Raw genomic sequence first — 16,406 nt, forward strand, 5'->3', positions numbered from 1 at the left:
GTTGACAATAGACCAATACCCGAAAAAGCTATAACAAAAAGGCCTGCAAGTGACATTCTAATCATCCAAGTACCTTTTTTACTTATTTCAAATGATTTTTGAAGAAAAACCAGCAATAAAAAAAGAATCAAAAGCGCTCCCGGCAACCCAACTTGAAGAATCACATTCAAATACAAACTATGGATATAGTGAATAACACCTACAACTTTAGTCTCTGGATCATACGAAACAAATTCTGCACCAAAACCATACCCCCAAACATTGTTAGAAAAATAATCTATCAAGGGTGCATATTGCCAAACCCTTTCAGAAAGGGTATCAACAAGCGTATAACTTTCGTTATAAGAAACATAATCACTTACTATTAAAATGATTTCTCTGAAAAAGAAGATAAGAGGGCCCATTACAATGAAAAACACCACATATAGGCCAAATAACGACTTTCTATTAAAAAGTAGAAATGGTAAGGCCAAAATAAAGGCAACCCACATACTTCTTTTAAACGTGAAAATCAAGAGAACAAGCAAAATAACAATAGATATTTTACGCATCATTTCTAACGAAAATGAAACCTTAATCCTTGATAGATAAGTAGAAACGATCATTAAAAGAGGAATGACCGGGAATAATTTGTGAACATAAAGCCGGAAAATCCCTGACTCACCGACAAAATTTCCAGACGTTGTCAAAACACCTAAAAAGGATAGTAAATACGCAAAAAAACCAAAAATAGCCCCATAAAACCCAAAGAAAATTAATGATCTTACAACTCCTTCTTCTGAAGCATCTCGAAGGAAAACACTGACCAGAATAAAGGGAATAAGTATCTCAAAAAAAGTATGGTAAAAATCTCCAGCTAAGTATTTGAGATTATTATCATGAAAAATTCCCGTAGCAACACCATACAACACAATTATCAAAAAAATTGAAATGAATAGCAAAGCTTCCTTTTCCACGCGCCATTTTTGATTTAAAAAAACAATTAAAAAAGCAAACAATAGCAAAGTTGTCATCACAACAGCTTTTAAGAGCTCGTTATTGCTACTAATAGAAAGAAGAATTTCTACTAATAACACCAATGTAATTAAGCCCAAAATTAACCCTTCCGCACTTTACTCTTAATAAATAAATAGAACACGTTAAGTAGTGCATAATAAAAACTTAGAAGCAGCGGTAAATTACCGAGCTGCGAATACTTTTTTACATTCTTCATATTATTATTCTTCCAGGATTCACCCCTAGAAATTAAAGTTGCCGCTACATTTTTTCTTCGTGACTCATCAAATTTCGATGCGACACCAATCTTTGAAAGCAGCATATTCAAACTCTCGTCCATGTCTTCTGGATTAGAAATGTCTTCAAAAAAGATAAAATGATGACTATTTACATTCATATAACGCATGTGGGTAAATATCGATTTAAGCCACTTGAGGCCATGAACAAATTTAGAGCGAGGCTTTCCCCATTGTTTAGCTGCTTGATACATGGACTCAATAGTTTCACCAGGCTTTCTGACAATATGGATAATTGACAAATTTGTATCTGTAGAATTAATAATTTCATTTAACGCAAACAAATGATCGGGGGTTTTTTCAACCCAAGAATCACATCCCTTCCTCCTCGAGTCTTCATCAAGAATTGAAAAAAATTTCTCCGCATCCACTTTTCCATCTTTTAAGACGAATCCGCTTGAAATAGAAGGAGGGATATCATTCTCATCAAAAAAATCAGACAAGCGCTGCTTTTTATCTTTCTCATTAATTCTAAAAATGTGACTTTCTGTATAACCGCAAACCATTGGTGCAGAACAAATCATACTTTGTAAAAGAGTAGTCCCAGATCTAGGGCAACCTACAATAAGAATCCGGTTCATAAAGAATTACTCACAATAAAAAAAGGGTTTAAAAGATTTTTTTGATTATAACCCCACTTGCTATATCGCATCTCAGGAAACTTCTGAAACTTACCGCCCGACTCCAATACAATAGAATGAGCAGCCCCTGTATCCCACTCCATAGTCGGGCCCAAGCGAGGATAAATATCAGCTTCACCCTCAGCGACTAAACAAATCTTTAAAGAGCTCCCAATTGAAACAAGCTCTTTTTCTTTATCTGTTTGGATAGATTCGATGAATTCTTTAGTTTCGTCAGACATGTGAGAGCGACTGGCAACAATTTTATATGTTTCTCGTTGATCTGCAGTTTTCAGTGGGAGTTTTTGACCATCTTTAAATGCTCCATCCCCTTCTTTAGCCCAATAACACGTATCAAGTGCAGGTGCATAAACAACCCCAAGCACAGGGATATTTTTATGGATAAGCGCAATATTGACCGTAAACTCGCCATTTTTTTTGACGAACTCTTTAGTACCATCGACTGGATCAACCAACCAAAAATACTCCCAGTTTTTTCTTTCTTCGTAAGGAATATCCTTTCCTTCTTCTGAAAGAATGGGAACCTGCGTTCCATTTTTCCTATCCAACTCATTCAGAGCTTTTTCAATAACTGTATTCGCTGCTTTATCAGCCTCTGTCAGGGGAGATTCATCTGCTTTAAACTCCACCTCAAAGTCTTTCTTATAGACTTCCATAATGACTTCACCAGCTTGTTTGGCTATATCAACAATATCTTGTACATTAATTTTTTCTAACATAATTTCATCTTTAATTGTTTGTCTGTAATCGCTAATGCTAGTTCAAAACATGAATTACCGACCCAAAGTATTAACCAACTATTAAATATAGTTATTCTCTTGCAGATAATGAACAACTTGATTGGCTGCCTCTTCAATAGAAATACCATCGTTAACAACCCTGACTTCTGGCATTTCAGGCTTTTCATACGGAGAATCGATTCCGGTAAAATCCTTGATTTCCCCTGCTCGAGCTTTTTTATACAACCCCTTAGGGTCTCTCTGTTCACACACATTCAGTGGTGCGTCAATAAATACCTCAACAAACTCACCATCCTTCAACAATTCTCTAACCATTTGACGATCATGAGCGAATGGAGAAATAAACGCGGTTAAAACAATCATGCCGGCATCGCAAAATAACTTTGAAACCTCTCCAACTCGACGAATATTTTCAATCCTGTCTTCCTCGGAAAAACTCAATCCTTTATTTAGACCATGACGCACATTGTCACCATCCAACAAGTAGGTATGCTTACCTAGTTCAAATAATAACGACTCAACGGCATTCGCAATGGTCGATTTCCCACTGCCGCTTAAACCGGTAAACCAAAGAACACAGGGTTTTTGCTCTTTCAACTTCGCACGATCTTCTTGAGTAACATGGTGATTATGCCAAACAATATTTTCAGTAATCTTTGTCATAGAAATGCATCTTAATATTTTCAAAATCTGTAAAAATGACAGCTTAACGACATATCAAATCGCAAAAGCAGTTTAATTTAATTAATCCTTAACTCACTTGAAATGGAAACACTAACGGAACCATCAACAACACAACCATCGAATACAAAACGGTAATGGGAAGCCCTGCTCGAATAAAGTCTACGAAACGATAATTACCCGGTGCATAAATCATTAAATTGGTCTGATAGCCGTAAGGCGTCAAGAAACTTGCACTTGCACCATATGCAACAACCATGATAAATGGCCATGGGCTCGCCCCCATAATTTCGGAAGTCGCCAACGCAACCGGAAAAGCAATAGCAGCAGCAGCATTATTAGTGATTAATTCTGTCAGTAACAGAGTGAACAGAAAAACGCCGACTAAGCTTCCCCAGACACCCCAAATTGAGAAGATTCCCATTACAAAATGGGCAATCATTTGCGCTGTGCCTGAAGCCATCAAAACGCTCGCTATACCCAATGCAGACCCGATAATAATCACTAATTCATAAGGAAACCGCCGTTTGATTTCACCAAATGTCAGTAATTTGAAAGCCAATAGGCCTGCAAGCATAACCAGCAAGCCTTTCACCAGAGGAAAAAACTCTAATGCAGCCCCCGCCAAAACCGTAACGAAAGATCCCGCAACCAGATAATTTTGTAAAGGAGATAAAAAATTTACTTCATTAACCGGCGTATAGAAATAAAAATTCTGTTTTAAATTTTCCCTTTTATCAAAATCCGGGCCGGCCGCCAACACCAAACTGTCTCCAGCCTGGAGTTCCGTTTCGGCCAGACGAGTCTGCAACACATGTTCCCCTCGATGAATCGCAACCACCGCAGCATCAAACTTATTACGGAACCCTGCCTCCTTGATAGTTTGCCCAATAAGACTGGAAGTATGTGCCAATACAACCTCGACAAAACTCTGCTTAAAACTCCCCTTATGCCCGGCTATCTCAATCCCGGCAATTGTCGAAAGTTTTTTTGCCTGCTGAACATCCCCGGAAAAAAGCAAGTGATCATTTTTCTGAATAACTTCATACGGCGAGACTGGAGAAATCAGGCGGTCCTTTCGATATATCTGGACTAAAAACAATCCTTCAAGTTGTCTTAATCCCGCTTCCTGGACCGTTTTTCCAATCACTGGTGAGGAAGGTCTAATCTTAGTTTCAATCAAATAATCTGTTGTATTTTCATCATCATCTTTATTTGATGGCAACATTCTGCTGGAAATAAATACAACTCCCAGTATACCGACTAGCAATAAAGGTAGTCCAACATACAAAAAATCAAACAAGCCCAAGCCTGGCAAACCGGCTTGCACGACAAAACCGTTGACGATCAGATTCGTAGAGGTTCCTATAAGGGTTAAGGTTCCTCCAAGAATAGCAAAATATGAAAGCGGTATTAAGAGCTTCGAAGGGAGGTGAAACCCATTCTTCCTGACGGCAGAAAGCATTGTCGCCACAACCGCAGTATTATTGAGGAATGCAGAACTGGAACCGATAAACAACCCCATCCTCAAGTAAGACAGGGTTAAATTTTTTGCGAACAGCTTCTTCGACAATGAAGAAACCCAGTTCGTTTTCTCAAACACCAAGCTAACAAGCAGCAAGGAAACCAATGTCACAAGTGCCGGGTTAACAAAGTTCGCCAGCATATCCCCCAAGGAGATTAAACCGCTTAAATAGTAGATAAAGACCAAACCACCAAACAGTTTAAACGGTTGGAACCGGCCTGTTGCCAGCAAAGCCAACAACAGAATAACCGACCCCAATACCCAGATTGGCTCACTACCTGCCAGCATTGACTGCACAGTCAACTACAAAAGCTCTTCAATCGATTTACATTGCCACTCCGGAAAATGCTTACAAATCAAGGCATTGAGATCTTTTTCAAACTCACTATACTCTCTGACAATTGCAGAAGCTGTTCCACCATCCGCTTTCGAAACAATCATACCCGCAGCCAAAGTTGCATTAGAGTACTTATCAATCACGATAAAACTCCCCGTACCTTTAATGTCATGGTATGGATCGAAAGCAATACTTTGGTTTAAGCGAAGTTGGCATTGCGCTATCTCGTTCAACTCTAACTGTTCAGCCGGATGTTGCACCAAAGTATTTACATCAATTTTATGGTCAATCCCTGTAAAACGGCCGGTTGTAACATTCGTAGCACGCTTGATTAAATAGTCATTGCCTGGCTTCATAGCCGTTTCACTCATCCAAACAAGCATCACAGAGAACTGATCGGAAACCTCCGGAAGATCCATCGACTTCACAATCATATCCCCACGACTGATATCGATCTCGTCCTCCAAAGTCAGCGTGACCGCCATAGGGGCAAAGGCAGACTCAACAGCCATTTCTTCCAGCGTTACCGCTGGCTGAATAACCTGTTTTACTTTCGATGTTTTTAAGGAAGGTAAAATGGTAATGTCATCACCAACCGAAATTTCTCCACCTGCAATCGTTCCACAAAATCCACGGAAATCCAGATGAGGGCGGTTTACATATTGAACAGGAAGACGGAAATGCTCTAAATCGGTATTATCGCCAATTTCGATATTATCAAGAAGCTGCATGAGAGGCTGCCCGGTAAACCAAGGCATTTTGTCACTAGGATTAACAACGTTATCGCCTGTCAAAGCTGATACCGGGCAGAAGATCGGAGATTCAATGCCTAGCTCTTTGGCAAACTCAGTGTACTGCTCTTTAATTTCTTCAAAACGCTGTTCACTAAAATCGACCAGATCCATCTTATTTACAGCAACAACAATATGCTTCATACCCAATAAATTGGTAATAAAGCTATGACGTCTGGTTTGAGTTTGCACACCATAACGAGCATCAATCAAAATGATTGCCAAATCCGCCGTTGACGCTCCTGTCGCCATATTTCGCGTGTACTGTTCATGCCCTGGGGTATCCGCGATAATAAATTTACGCTTATCAGTGGCAAAAAAACGATATGCGACATCGATAGTGATCCCCTGCTCACGCTCAGACTGCAAACCATCAACCAGCAGTGCAAGATCAATATCCTCACCGGTCGTGCCGTGCTTCTTGGAATCCTTGTTAATTGCCGCTAACTGATCTTCAAAGATCATTTTACTATCGTGCAGCAAACGGCCGATTAATGTACTTTTTCCATCATCTACACTTCCGCAAGTAATAAAGCGCAATAACTCTTTATTCTCATGCTGGTGCAAATACTCTTCAATGTTTGTTGCAATTAAGCTGTTTTGTTCTACTGCCATAATCCTGCTCCCTTAGAAATACCCTTCGATTTTCTTCTTCTCCATTGATCCAGCTTCATCATGATCAATCAAGCGACCTTGACGTTCAGAAACCTTCGTCAATAGCATTTCTTGGATAATTTCGGGGAGAGTATTCGCTTTGGATGGAACCGCTCCCGTTAATGGATAGCAACCCAGAGTTCTAAAACGCACCATTTCCATACGCGCCTGCTTACTTAAGTCTTCTGGCATACGGTTATCGTCAACCATAATCAGAGTTCCACCATATTCAACCACCGGACGTTCTTTAGCGAAATACAGGCTTGGAATTGGAACATTCTCTAAATAAATATATTGCCAGATATCAAGCTCAGTCCAGTTTGAAAGAGGGAAAACACGAATAGACTCGCCTTTACTGTGACGACCGTTATAAACATCCCAAAGCTCAGGGCGCTGGTTTTTTGGATCCCAGCGGTGATTTTTATCACGGAAAGAATAAATACGCTCTTTTGCTCGGGATTTTTCTTCATCGCGTCGCGCACCACCGAATACAGCATCAAACTGATATTGATCCAGCATCTGGCGCAAACCTTCTGTTTTCATAATATCGGTATGCATACTTGAACCGTGTTCAAAAGGAGAAATATTCATTTCCTTTCCGCGCGGATTGATATGCACAATCAAATCCATCCCAACCTCTTGAGCACGACGATCACGAAATTCAATCATTTCCTTAAATTTCCATGTCGTATCAACATGAACCAAAGGAAAAGGAGGAGGCCCAGGAAAAAAAGCTTTTTGTGCCAAATGCAGCATCACCGAAGAATCTTTCCCAATACTGTAAAGCATCGCCGGATTTTCAAATTCCGAGACCACCTCACGAATAATATGAATTGACTCCGCTTCTAACTTACGCAAATGCGTCAATCTTTTTTCATCTATCTGCATACTTACACGCTTCTTTTTTTGTTAAAACTAAAAATTGCAACAGGGTTAAATGTCCAAAACCCTAAGTGTCTTTTAACCTCAATCATAGCCCAAGTATTCCATAAAATCACGGAAACCGTGGTCGCGATCGACACCCCTAAAGCATCATATTTCTGGACTAAAAGCACACTCAAAACAATATTTATTAGCGCTGCAATCAGCATGATATCGCGCATCTTCGTCTCTTTTCCAGTCATGGACAAAAGATATCCGACCGAACCAAACGCAACATTTATCATTTGTCCAACAGCTAAAATCATTAACATCTCGCTCCCCGAAACATATCCGCTGCCAAACCAGCCCATAACCCATTCAGGGAAGAAGAACAGAACAATAGTTGGAAGCAAAACAACAGCAAGTAATATCACAGAGGAAATGTGCGCCAAGTCAGCTATAGCTTGAAGGTTATTTTCCTTGTAAAAACGCGCGTATCTCGGTGCCGTCAAAGAATTAATCGCGATTAAAATCAAGCTCGTCACCAAAACAGTTCTCGATGCTGCCGAATAGATCCCAACTTCTTCAGAAGTCGAAAAAATACCTAGAATCACCACATCGGACCACGCCATAACCAAAGCTCCTGAAGAAATTAGCAACATTGGCCACCCCTCTTGAATTAGGGATACAAAACGAATTCTCTCCAGTTGCTCAAAACGAATTTTTAAAAACCATCTATATATAAAATATATACAACTAACTAAGAATCCTGCAACAACCGACACAATCACCAAGTTTAAACTCAAAAAATCAATGAACCACAAATAGCCAACAATCACTAATGTAACTGAAGGAGGCAGAACAGATTGCAATGCTGTTGCAAAAATCGGATGACCATATCCTTTAAAAGCCTCCCCCATTACAAAAACGATAGACATTGGAAAAATAGATAGTGCGAATAACCGGAGTGGCAAAGAGAATTCGGGTTTGTTAAAAACATATTCAGCGAATAAATCTGAAGTAACTACGATTAAAATTGTAAAAAACACGCCAACATAAAAAGTCAATTTCAGAGATGAAAAAACATATCCACTGGAAACATGAGGTTTATCTGGTAAATGAGCAGCAACTTGCTTTAGTAAAACATTGTCTAACCCAACTCGTGTAAAAACCGCCATAATTGTTACGATCGTCAAAGCGAGAGAATATAACCCAAAGTCCTCAGTTCCAAGAAAACGCGCAAAAATTAAAGTAGACAGAAATAAAAGCCCCGCTCCTAATGAGCGAACAACTAATGTCCAAATCCCCTTTCCGAGCAATTCTTTTAATGTCACCTAAACCACACTTCTATAACAAGATAATTTTTCATTAAAAATAACGCTATTACATCAATCATTCCCAAACAAATCCCGAGTGTAGACCTTTTCTTTTACGTCGAGGATTTCGTCGGTCATTCGGTTTGCCACAATCAAATCGGCTTTATTTTTAAATTCTGCGAGATCCGAAATAACTTCCGATCTAAAGAATTCCGATTCTTTTAGCGCCGGTTCATAAACAACCACCTTAATACCCTTGGCTTTTACGCGTTTCATAATACCTTGAATGGCACTGGCACGGAAGTTGTCAGATCCCTGCTTCATTACCAATCGATAAATTCCAACTACCTTAGGATTACACTTTACAATCTGTTCAGCAATAAAATCTTTACGCGTCGTATTGGTTTGCACAATGGCTGCGATCAAATTCTGCGGAACATTTCTATAATTAGCGAGTAGTTGCCGGGTATCTTTCGGTAGACAATAACCACCGTAACCAAAACTAGGATTGTTGTAGTGATCACCTATACGGGGATCCAGCCCGACCCCTTTAATGACCTGCCGGCTATCCATCCCCAAGCTCTCGCAATATGAATCCAGCTCGTTGAAGTAAGAGATACGCATCGCCAGATAGGTATTTGAAAAGAGCTTAACCGCTTCGGCTTCTGTCGATTGCGTAAACAGAACCGGAATTTGTTCCGCCGGCTTCAGAGCTCCTTCAATTAACAGACCTGCAAAAACTCGTGCTCGCTCGGATTCTTCACCAACAATAATTCGCGAGGGGTGCAAATTATCATAGAGAGCCTTACCTTCTCGCAGGAACTCCGGCGAAAATAAAATATTATCGCAACTGAACCGCTCTCTGATTTGCTGCGTATATCCGACAGGCACCGTCGATTTAATGACCATAACCGCTTTTGGATTAATCGCCAATACATCTCTGATAACCGCTTCCACACTGGATGTATTAAAGGCGTTCGTCTCTACGTCATAGTCTGTAGGCGTTGCTATTATAACGAAATCTGCGTTTTTGTATGCTTGATCTTTATCTAAAGTTGCGGTCAGATCAAGTTCTTTATTTTTTAAAAAATCACTGATTTCTGTGTCAATGATCGGCGATTTTCTCTTATTTAATAAGTCGACTTTTTCAGGAACGATATCGATCGCGACAACTTCATGGTGTTGTGCCAATAAAACGGCCAATGAAAGCCCTACATACCCCGTTCCAGCAACTGCAATTTTCATATTACTTAGAAACCCTATCCAAATTAATCTTCTAACATCGAGAATCATGTAGATGCTAAGAGCTTATCCTTCTCAGCACCTGCCAAATCGACCTAGAATAGAAGATCAAACCGTATAATCGCAACGCCCAATCAGAAATTTAACAAAACTTTAAAACGCCAAAACACCACTGTTGTCGCTTTACTCCACTGTAACCGACTTAGCTAAATTCCTTGGCTGATCAACGTCCGTTCCCTTTATCAAAGCGACATGATAGGCAAGCAGTTGCAAGGGAATATTGAAGGTAATCGGGGCGGTAATTCGGCCAACATTCGTCGTGGCCTTAACCACCTTCATACCACCTTCCGAGTCGGTATTGGCATTTTCATCCTCGAAGACGATCATTTGGCCGCCACGAGCACGGACTTCCTGCAAATTCGACTTTAATTTTTCTAAAAGATCGTCATGTGGCGCTATCGCAATGACCGGCATATATTCATCAATCAGCGCCAGCGGGCCGTGCTTCAATTCACCGGCTGGATAGGCTTCGGCGTGAATGTAACTAATCTCTTTCAGCTTAAGCGCCGCTTCCATGGCAATCGGATACATGGTTCCGCGCCCTAAAAACAGCGCACTGCTTTTATCGGCAAAACGCTTGGCAATCTCTTTAATTTCATCTTCGTGATTTAATGCATTGCGAATCAAACCTGGTAGCTTTTGCAATCCCTGAACAATAATTCGCTCGCGTTTCTGGGTTAGACGCCCCTGCACCTTCCCCAGAGTCGTCAACAGCAAGGACAAGGCAACTAATTGCGTGGTAAAGGCTTTGGTTGAGGCCACCCCCACTTCCGGCCCGGCATGTGTCAAGAAAACCAAATCGGACTCTCTTGTCAGGCTAGACTCAGGAACATTACAAATGCTTAAGGTCGGACAATTCAGGTTTTTCACATCGCGCTTTTGCTTAATCTGCTGCAATGCAGCCAAAGTATCCGCCGTTTCGCCCGACTGACTGATCGTTACAAACAATGTGTCGCTCAACAAGACGGGGTTTCGATAGCGATACTCGCTGGCAACCTCAATAAAGCACGGCAAGCCGATAATATCTTCAAACCAGTATTTCGCCACCATTCCGGCGTGATAACTGGTTCCGCAGGCGATGATTTGAATTTGCGAAATAGACGCAAACAACGTCTCAGCCTGGTGTCCGAAAGCACTGGTCAACACGCTTTCCTGAGTAATGCGGCCTTCCAAAGTATCGATCACCGATTGCGGCTGCTCGAAGATCTCTTTATGCATGTAATGACGGTGTTCGCCAAGCTCGACAGCGGTCGATGACAAATTCGAACGTTTGATCTCACGCTCAACTTTTTTACCTTCAACGTCGACAATTTCTAGCTCATCACGCTTAATGCGGGCAACATCTCCCTCCTCCAGGAAGATAAAATTCTGCGTGACAGGCAGCAAAGCAGACACGTCCGAGGCGATGAAATACTCACCCAGACCGACACCGATAACCAGCGGACTGCCTTTACGGGCGGCGATCAAAGTATCAGGATTATCGATCGCCATGACACCCAAAGCATAAGCGCCTTTAAACTCTCGCAAAGCATTTTGCACAGCTTGAAATAGAACCTGATCTTTGGAAAGATTCGGTTCTTTCAAGGCTTCTTGCAAGTATTTATGAATACTGTGGGCAACAACCTCGGTATCAGTCTGTGAAGTAAAGCGATAACCCAAAGCTAACTGTTCGCTTTTCAGCTCCTGATAATTTTCGATAATACCGTTATGCACCACAGCAACTTCATTATTGCAGATGTGCGGGTGAGCGTTATTTTCGGCAGGAATTCCATGTGTCGCCCAACGGGTATGTGCGATACCAATATACCCCGCCAAACTGGAATCGGAAGCTTTAATCTTATCTTTCAGATCCTGAATCTTTCCGAGCGAGCGGATACGCTGCAGCTTGAGATCATCATCAATTACCGCAACACCTGAGGAATCATACCCCCGATATTCAAGGCGCTTCAAACCTTCCAATAAAATCGGGGTAACGTTTCGTTCCGCAATACCGCCAACAATTCCGCACATAACTAATCGACACCTAAAAATAAGCAAAAATTATTGTCGATTATAGCAGAAATCCCCGTTTCCACCGGTTTGTACGAAGCGGATTTTACCTCTTGGAAAACAGCAAAAACTTTTTCGATAAAAAACAATTCGTTACGCTTCAGGCCTTCAACACAAAACGATTTCTACCGAAAAAAACTGCTTAAAACCTGGGCATTATTCCTCTAAAGAAACGCTGACCGGTGTTAATTTCCAAATATCCTTGTTATATTCTTGCATGGTGCGATCGGTCGAGAAAATCCCACTGCAGGCTGTATTCAGAATACTCATTTTGATCCATTCGGACTGATTCAAATAGGCCGAAGCGGCAATTTGCTGCTCCGTTATGTAAGCATGAAAATCGGCCAGCGTCATCCACGGATCGTTAGGGCTGCGCATCGAGTGAATAATGTCGTCAAACAACCCCGGCTCGAATTGATTGAAGTGACCACTCTCCAGCAGTCCCATCACCGCCTGCAATTCATAGCACTGATCAATATAACCCTGTGGATTATAATGCGGACGCAGCGCTTCCACTTCCGGGGTATGCAAACCAAACAAAAAGAAGTTTTCCGGGCCGACTGCTTCACGAATTTCGACATTGGCACCATCCAAAGTACCGATGGTCAGAGCCCCGTTCATCATAAACTTCATATTCCCGGTTCCGGACGCTTCCTTACCGGCAGTCGAAATCTGTTCGGACAGATCGGTCCCCGGACAGATCACTTCCATAGCCGAAACCCGGTAATTGGGGAAGAACACGACTTTCAATTTATCGCCGACATCCGGGTCCGAATTCACCACTTCGGCAACATTATTGATCAGCTTGATAATTTGCTTTGCCATTGCGTAACCGGGTGCCGCTTTCCCACCGAAAATAACACTTCGATTGGTCCAGTTCTCCATATCCCCGCGTTTGATTCGCGAATAAAGATGAATCACATGCAAAACATTTAACAATTGGCGCTTATACTCATGAATGCGTTTGACCTGAACATCAAACATCGAATCGACATTCAGTTCAACACCTGTCTGTTTTTTAATCAAACCGGCCAAACGCTTTTTGTTATTACGCTTAACGATTGCCCACTTATTCTGGAATCCGGCATCGGTCGCATAAGGTTTCAAGTTACTTAATTGACTGAGATCGGTAATCCATTCTTCACCGATGGTGTCATTAAGCAATTCTCGAAGCTCTGGGTTACACATCGCCAACCAGCGACGCTGGGTAACGCCATTGGTTTTGTTATTGAATTTTTCCGGCCAGATTTCATAAAAATCATGAAACAGTCCCTCTTTAAGAAGATTGGAGTGCAGCTCAGCCACTCCATTCACAGAATGACTACCGACAATCGCCAGATAGGCCATGCTCACGTTATTATGCTCGTCGATAATCGACATGCGTCTTTGGCGCTGCAGATCGGCCGGCCACTTCATCGCAACCTGCATTAAAAAGCGACGGTTGATTTCGTAAATAATTTCCAACGGTCTCGGCAACAGACGTTCAAATAGGCTGACAGGCCATTTTTCCAAGGCCTCCGGTAACAGAGTATGATTGGTATACGCCATGGTTTGCGTGGTGATTTTCCAAGCCTCATCCCATTTAATCCCCTCTTTGTCGACCAAAAGGCGCATCAGTTCGGCAACGGCCAGACTCGGGTGGGTATCATTCAATTGAAAGGCGTTGTATTCGGCAAACCTGCTAAAGCCGTCATTATGCTTTTTCCACTGTGCAATCACATCCTGCAAGCTCGCGGAAACCAAAAAGTATTGCTGCTTCAGACGCAACTCTTTACCGTTTTCGCTACTATCGTTCGGGTAAAGCACCATAGTGATATTTTCAGCTTCGGATTTTTTAGCGATCGCTTCATGATAAGAACCGGCATTGAATTCCGTCAGGTTAAAACCTTCTTGAGCCGAGGCCGACCACAAACGCAGAGTATTCACGGTCTGGTTCTTATAGCCAGGAATCGGCACATCGAATGGAATCGCCTGAATCTCCTCGGCATTTTCCCAATGCACGGTCAATTGTCCGCTATGCGGATCCGTATATTGACGGGATGCCCCGCCGAACTTGACAACACGCGTATATTCGCTGCGCATGACTTCCCACGGATATTGCCCCGTTCCCAGCCAATGATCCGGCTCTTCCACCTGAAAACCGTTCTGGATGCGCTGACGGAACATACCATATTCGTAACGCAGACCATATCCCATCACCGGTAGCTGCAAAGTCGCACAACTATCCATAAAACAGGCTGCCAGCCTTCCCAAGCCGCCGTTACCAAGTCCGGCATCCCGCTCGCTATCCTCAATCTCTTCCAGACTCAAGGTAAGGTCGTGCATCGCCTCGGCGGCTTCGTGTTCAATTCCCAAGTTAAGCAGGTTATTGCTTAAGGAGCGACCTATCAAAAACTCCATCGACAGGTAATAGGCTTTTTTAAGATTCTGATTATTGTAGGCGTGCCAGGTTTCTTTCCAGTAGGTCATCAGGCGGTCACGCGTGGTATAGGAAAGGGCTTTAAACAAATAATAATCTTCCGAGCCGGGATTTCTCCCCATAAAATGACATAAGTATCGAAGAAAGTCCGTCTCAATCGACTCTCGATCTAAACCGGTGTGCTGCAACATATCGGCAATACACTCCAGACGAACTGCTTCATTTACACTAGCCATCTTCAAGTCTCCTGCATATACAGTTTCAAATAGTGCTTAACACTGGCCTTCCACCCGAAATCCTGTTCCATTGCCGTTTTTTGCAAAGCTTGCCAAGTACGTTTTTTGGAAAAAAGAAAAATCGAGTGCAGCATAGTCGATTTTAAAGCATGGTAACTCGGATCGTAAAATACGAACCCTGTCGCCGTTCCGGCTTTCAAATGCTCTTGAGTCGCATTAACGACGGTATCCGCCAACCCTCCGGTATGGTGAACAATCGGCGGCGTTCCGTAAGCCAGACTGTACATCTGATTCAAACCGCACGGTTCGAAACGCGACGGCATCAAAAACATATCCGCTCCTGCCTCGACATGGTGAGCCAGAGTTTCCGAATAGCTGATAAACGCCCAAACTCGCTTCGGATAATCCCGCGCAAAATTCAACAATGCCTGTTCAAAATATTTATGCCCGGTTCCGACAAACACAAAATTGGCATTCGTCTGATCTAACAGATCCGGAAGAACCTGGAGAACAAGATCAATCCCCTTCTGCTCGACTAAACGGCCGACCAAACCAATTAAAGGCGCTTCAAGCCAAGAATCCATCGACTCGACAATTTGCTCTTCGGTCATTTGCGCTGCGCTGGCCAATTCGGACAATAAAAACGCTTTATTGCGCTTCTTACCGGCCACTCGACCTTTTTTGAGGGAGTAATTTTCGTGCAAGAACTGATCGGTCTGCGGATTCCAGGTTTCGGTATCGATGCCATTGAGAATCCCGACCAAACGCCCCTCTTCGGCACGTTTCAGCAAAATACCTTCGAAACCGTAACCAAACTCCTGATAACAAATCTCTTTGGCATAGGTCGGACTTACCGTCGTTACCCAATCCGCATAGGCAATCCCTGCCTTGAGCATGGAGAAATTCCCCCAAAACTCGACCCCTTCCGAGTGCCACAAAGATTGCGGAACATACAGGCCGTCAAACAGCGATTTCGGAAAGCTCCCCACATAAGCCATATTATGAATGGTAAAGATACACTTCGGAGCTGCAGCCTCCTGCTTGAGCAAAGCCGGCACCAATCCGGTTTGCCAATCATTAGCGTGAACAACATCCGCCTTCCATTTCAGGCCACCGCGATCCATCGCCAACTCGGCCACCACTTTCGAGAACACACCGAAACGCTCGCCGTTATCCCACCAATCACCGCCATCTTCCGCCAAATACGGGTTACCCGGGCGGTCGAACAACTCAGGAATATCAACTAACCAAACCGGGAAATCCAATCCTTTTTCCGTTGAGGCTTTTAACTGCAAAATATTGGCTGTAAAAGTTTTGCCACAAGCACCGGTTGGAATTTCTGCAATCTTTTTATAACTTCCCTCCGGCAGTTTTTCCATTACCGCTCTGTAAGCAGGAATAATCAATCGCACTGAGTGCTTCATAGAAGCCAAAGTATTCGGTAAACTCGCGGAAACATCGGCCAACCCTCCGGTTTTAATCAGCGGGTGGGCTTCCGAAGCAGCAAATAAAATATTCATATCAAATCCAAAGTGTGAAATGCTTTAACAGGTTCTTTATAT

12 protein-coding genes are annotated in these 16,406 nt (G+C 42.5%); all 12 read right to left on the reverse strand.

The genetic code is table 11. The features are described 5' to 3' along the window. Positions 1-1,094, reverse strand: a 1,094-nt coding sequence (locus H8792_RS06210; RefSeq protein WP_185978079.1) for an O-antigen ligase family protein, incomplete at its 3' end; no start/stop codon positions are given. Positions 1,095-1,096: 2 nt separating this feature from the next. Then, the gene (locus H8792_RS06215) at positions 1,097-1,873 is read right to left on the reverse strand and encodes a sulfotransferase family protein (protein ID WP_185978080.1); all 777 of its coding nucleotides are present in this window, start codon (positions 1,871-1,873) and stop codon (positions 1,097-1,099) included. Then, entirely contained in the window at positions 1,870-2,652 is a 783-nt protein-coding gene (gene cysQ / locus H8792_RS06220) for a 3'(2'),5'-bisphosphate nucleotidase CysQ (protein WP_185978081.1), read from the reverse strand. Before cysQ ends, H8792_RS06215 begins: the two co-directional genes overlap by 4 nt. An 81-nt stretch (positions 2,653-2,733) precedes the next feature. Continuing rightward, on the reverse strand, positions 2,734-3,327 hold the full coding sequence (cysC, locus tag H8792_RS06225) for an adenylyl-sulfate kinase (RefSeq protein WP_324187601.1): 594 nt from the start codon (positions 3,325-3,327) through the stop codon (positions 2,734-2,736). A 97-nt stretch (positions 3,328-3,424) separates the two neighbouring features. Beyond that, complete coding sequence (locus H8792_RS06230; RefSeq protein WP_185978083.1) at positions 3,425-5,176, reverse strand: SLC13 family permease; 1,752 nt, start codon at positions 5,174-5,176, stop codon at positions 3,425-3,427. 6 nt (positions 5,177-5,182) lie between these two features. Further along, complete coding sequence (gene cysN / locus H8792_RS06235) at positions 5,183-6,622, reverse strand: sulfate adenylyltransferase subunit CysN (RefSeq protein WP_185978084.1); 1,440 nt, start codon at positions 6,620-6,622, stop codon at positions 5,183-5,185. Positions 6,623-6,634: 12 nt separating this feature from the next. Further along, complete coding sequence (gene cysD, locus H8792_RS06240; protein ID WP_185978085.1) at positions 6,635-7,549, reverse strand: sulfate adenylyltransferase subunit CysD; 915 nt, start codon at positions 7,547-7,549, stop codon at positions 6,635-6,637. Positions 7,550-7,551: 2 nt separating this feature from the next. After that, the gene (locus tag H8792_RS06245; RefSeq protein ID WP_185978086.1) at positions 7,552-8,856 is read right to left on the reverse strand and encodes a flippase; all 1,305 of its coding nucleotides are present in this window, start codon (positions 8,854-8,856) and stop codon (positions 7,552-7,554) included. Positions 8,857-8,910: 54 nt separating this feature from the next. Then, positions 8,911-10,083, reverse strand: coding sequence for a nucleotide sugar dehydrogenase (locus H8792_RS06250; RefSeq protein WP_185978087.1), 1,173 nt, complete (start codon positions 10,081-10,083; stop codon positions 8,911-8,913). Positions 10,084-10,263: 180 nt separating this feature from the next. Then, positions 10,264-12,150, reverse strand: coding sequence for a glutamine--fructose-6-phosphate transaminase (isomerizing) (gene glmS, locus H8792_RS06255; RefSeq protein WP_185978088.1), 1,887 nt, complete (start codon positions 12,148-12,150; stop codon positions 10,264-10,266). Positions 12,151-12,345: 195 nt separating this feature from the next. Continuing rightward, the gene (locus H8792_RS06260; RefSeq protein WP_185978089.1) at positions 12,346-14,844 is read right to left on the reverse strand and encodes a glycogen/starch/alpha-glucan phosphorylase; all 2,499 of its coding nucleotides are present in this window, start codon (positions 14,842-14,844) and stop codon (positions 12,346-12,348) included. A gap of 2 nt (positions 14,845-14,846) precedes the next feature. Next, on the reverse strand, positions 14,847-16,364 hold the full coding sequence (gene glgA, locus H8792_RS06265; protein WP_185978090.1) for a glycogen synthase GlgA: 1,518 nt from the start codon (positions 16,362-16,364) through the stop codon (positions 14,847-14,849). Between the last annotated feature and the right edge of the window lie 42 nt (positions 16,365-16,406).

It is taken from the genome of Thiomicrorhabdus heinhorstiae, assembly GCF_013391765.2.
In the GTDB taxonomy this organism is placed as follows: Bacteria; Pseudomonadota; Gammaproteobacteria; order Thiomicrospirales; family Thiomicrospiraceae; genus Thiomicrorhabdus; species Thiomicrorhabdus heinhorstiae.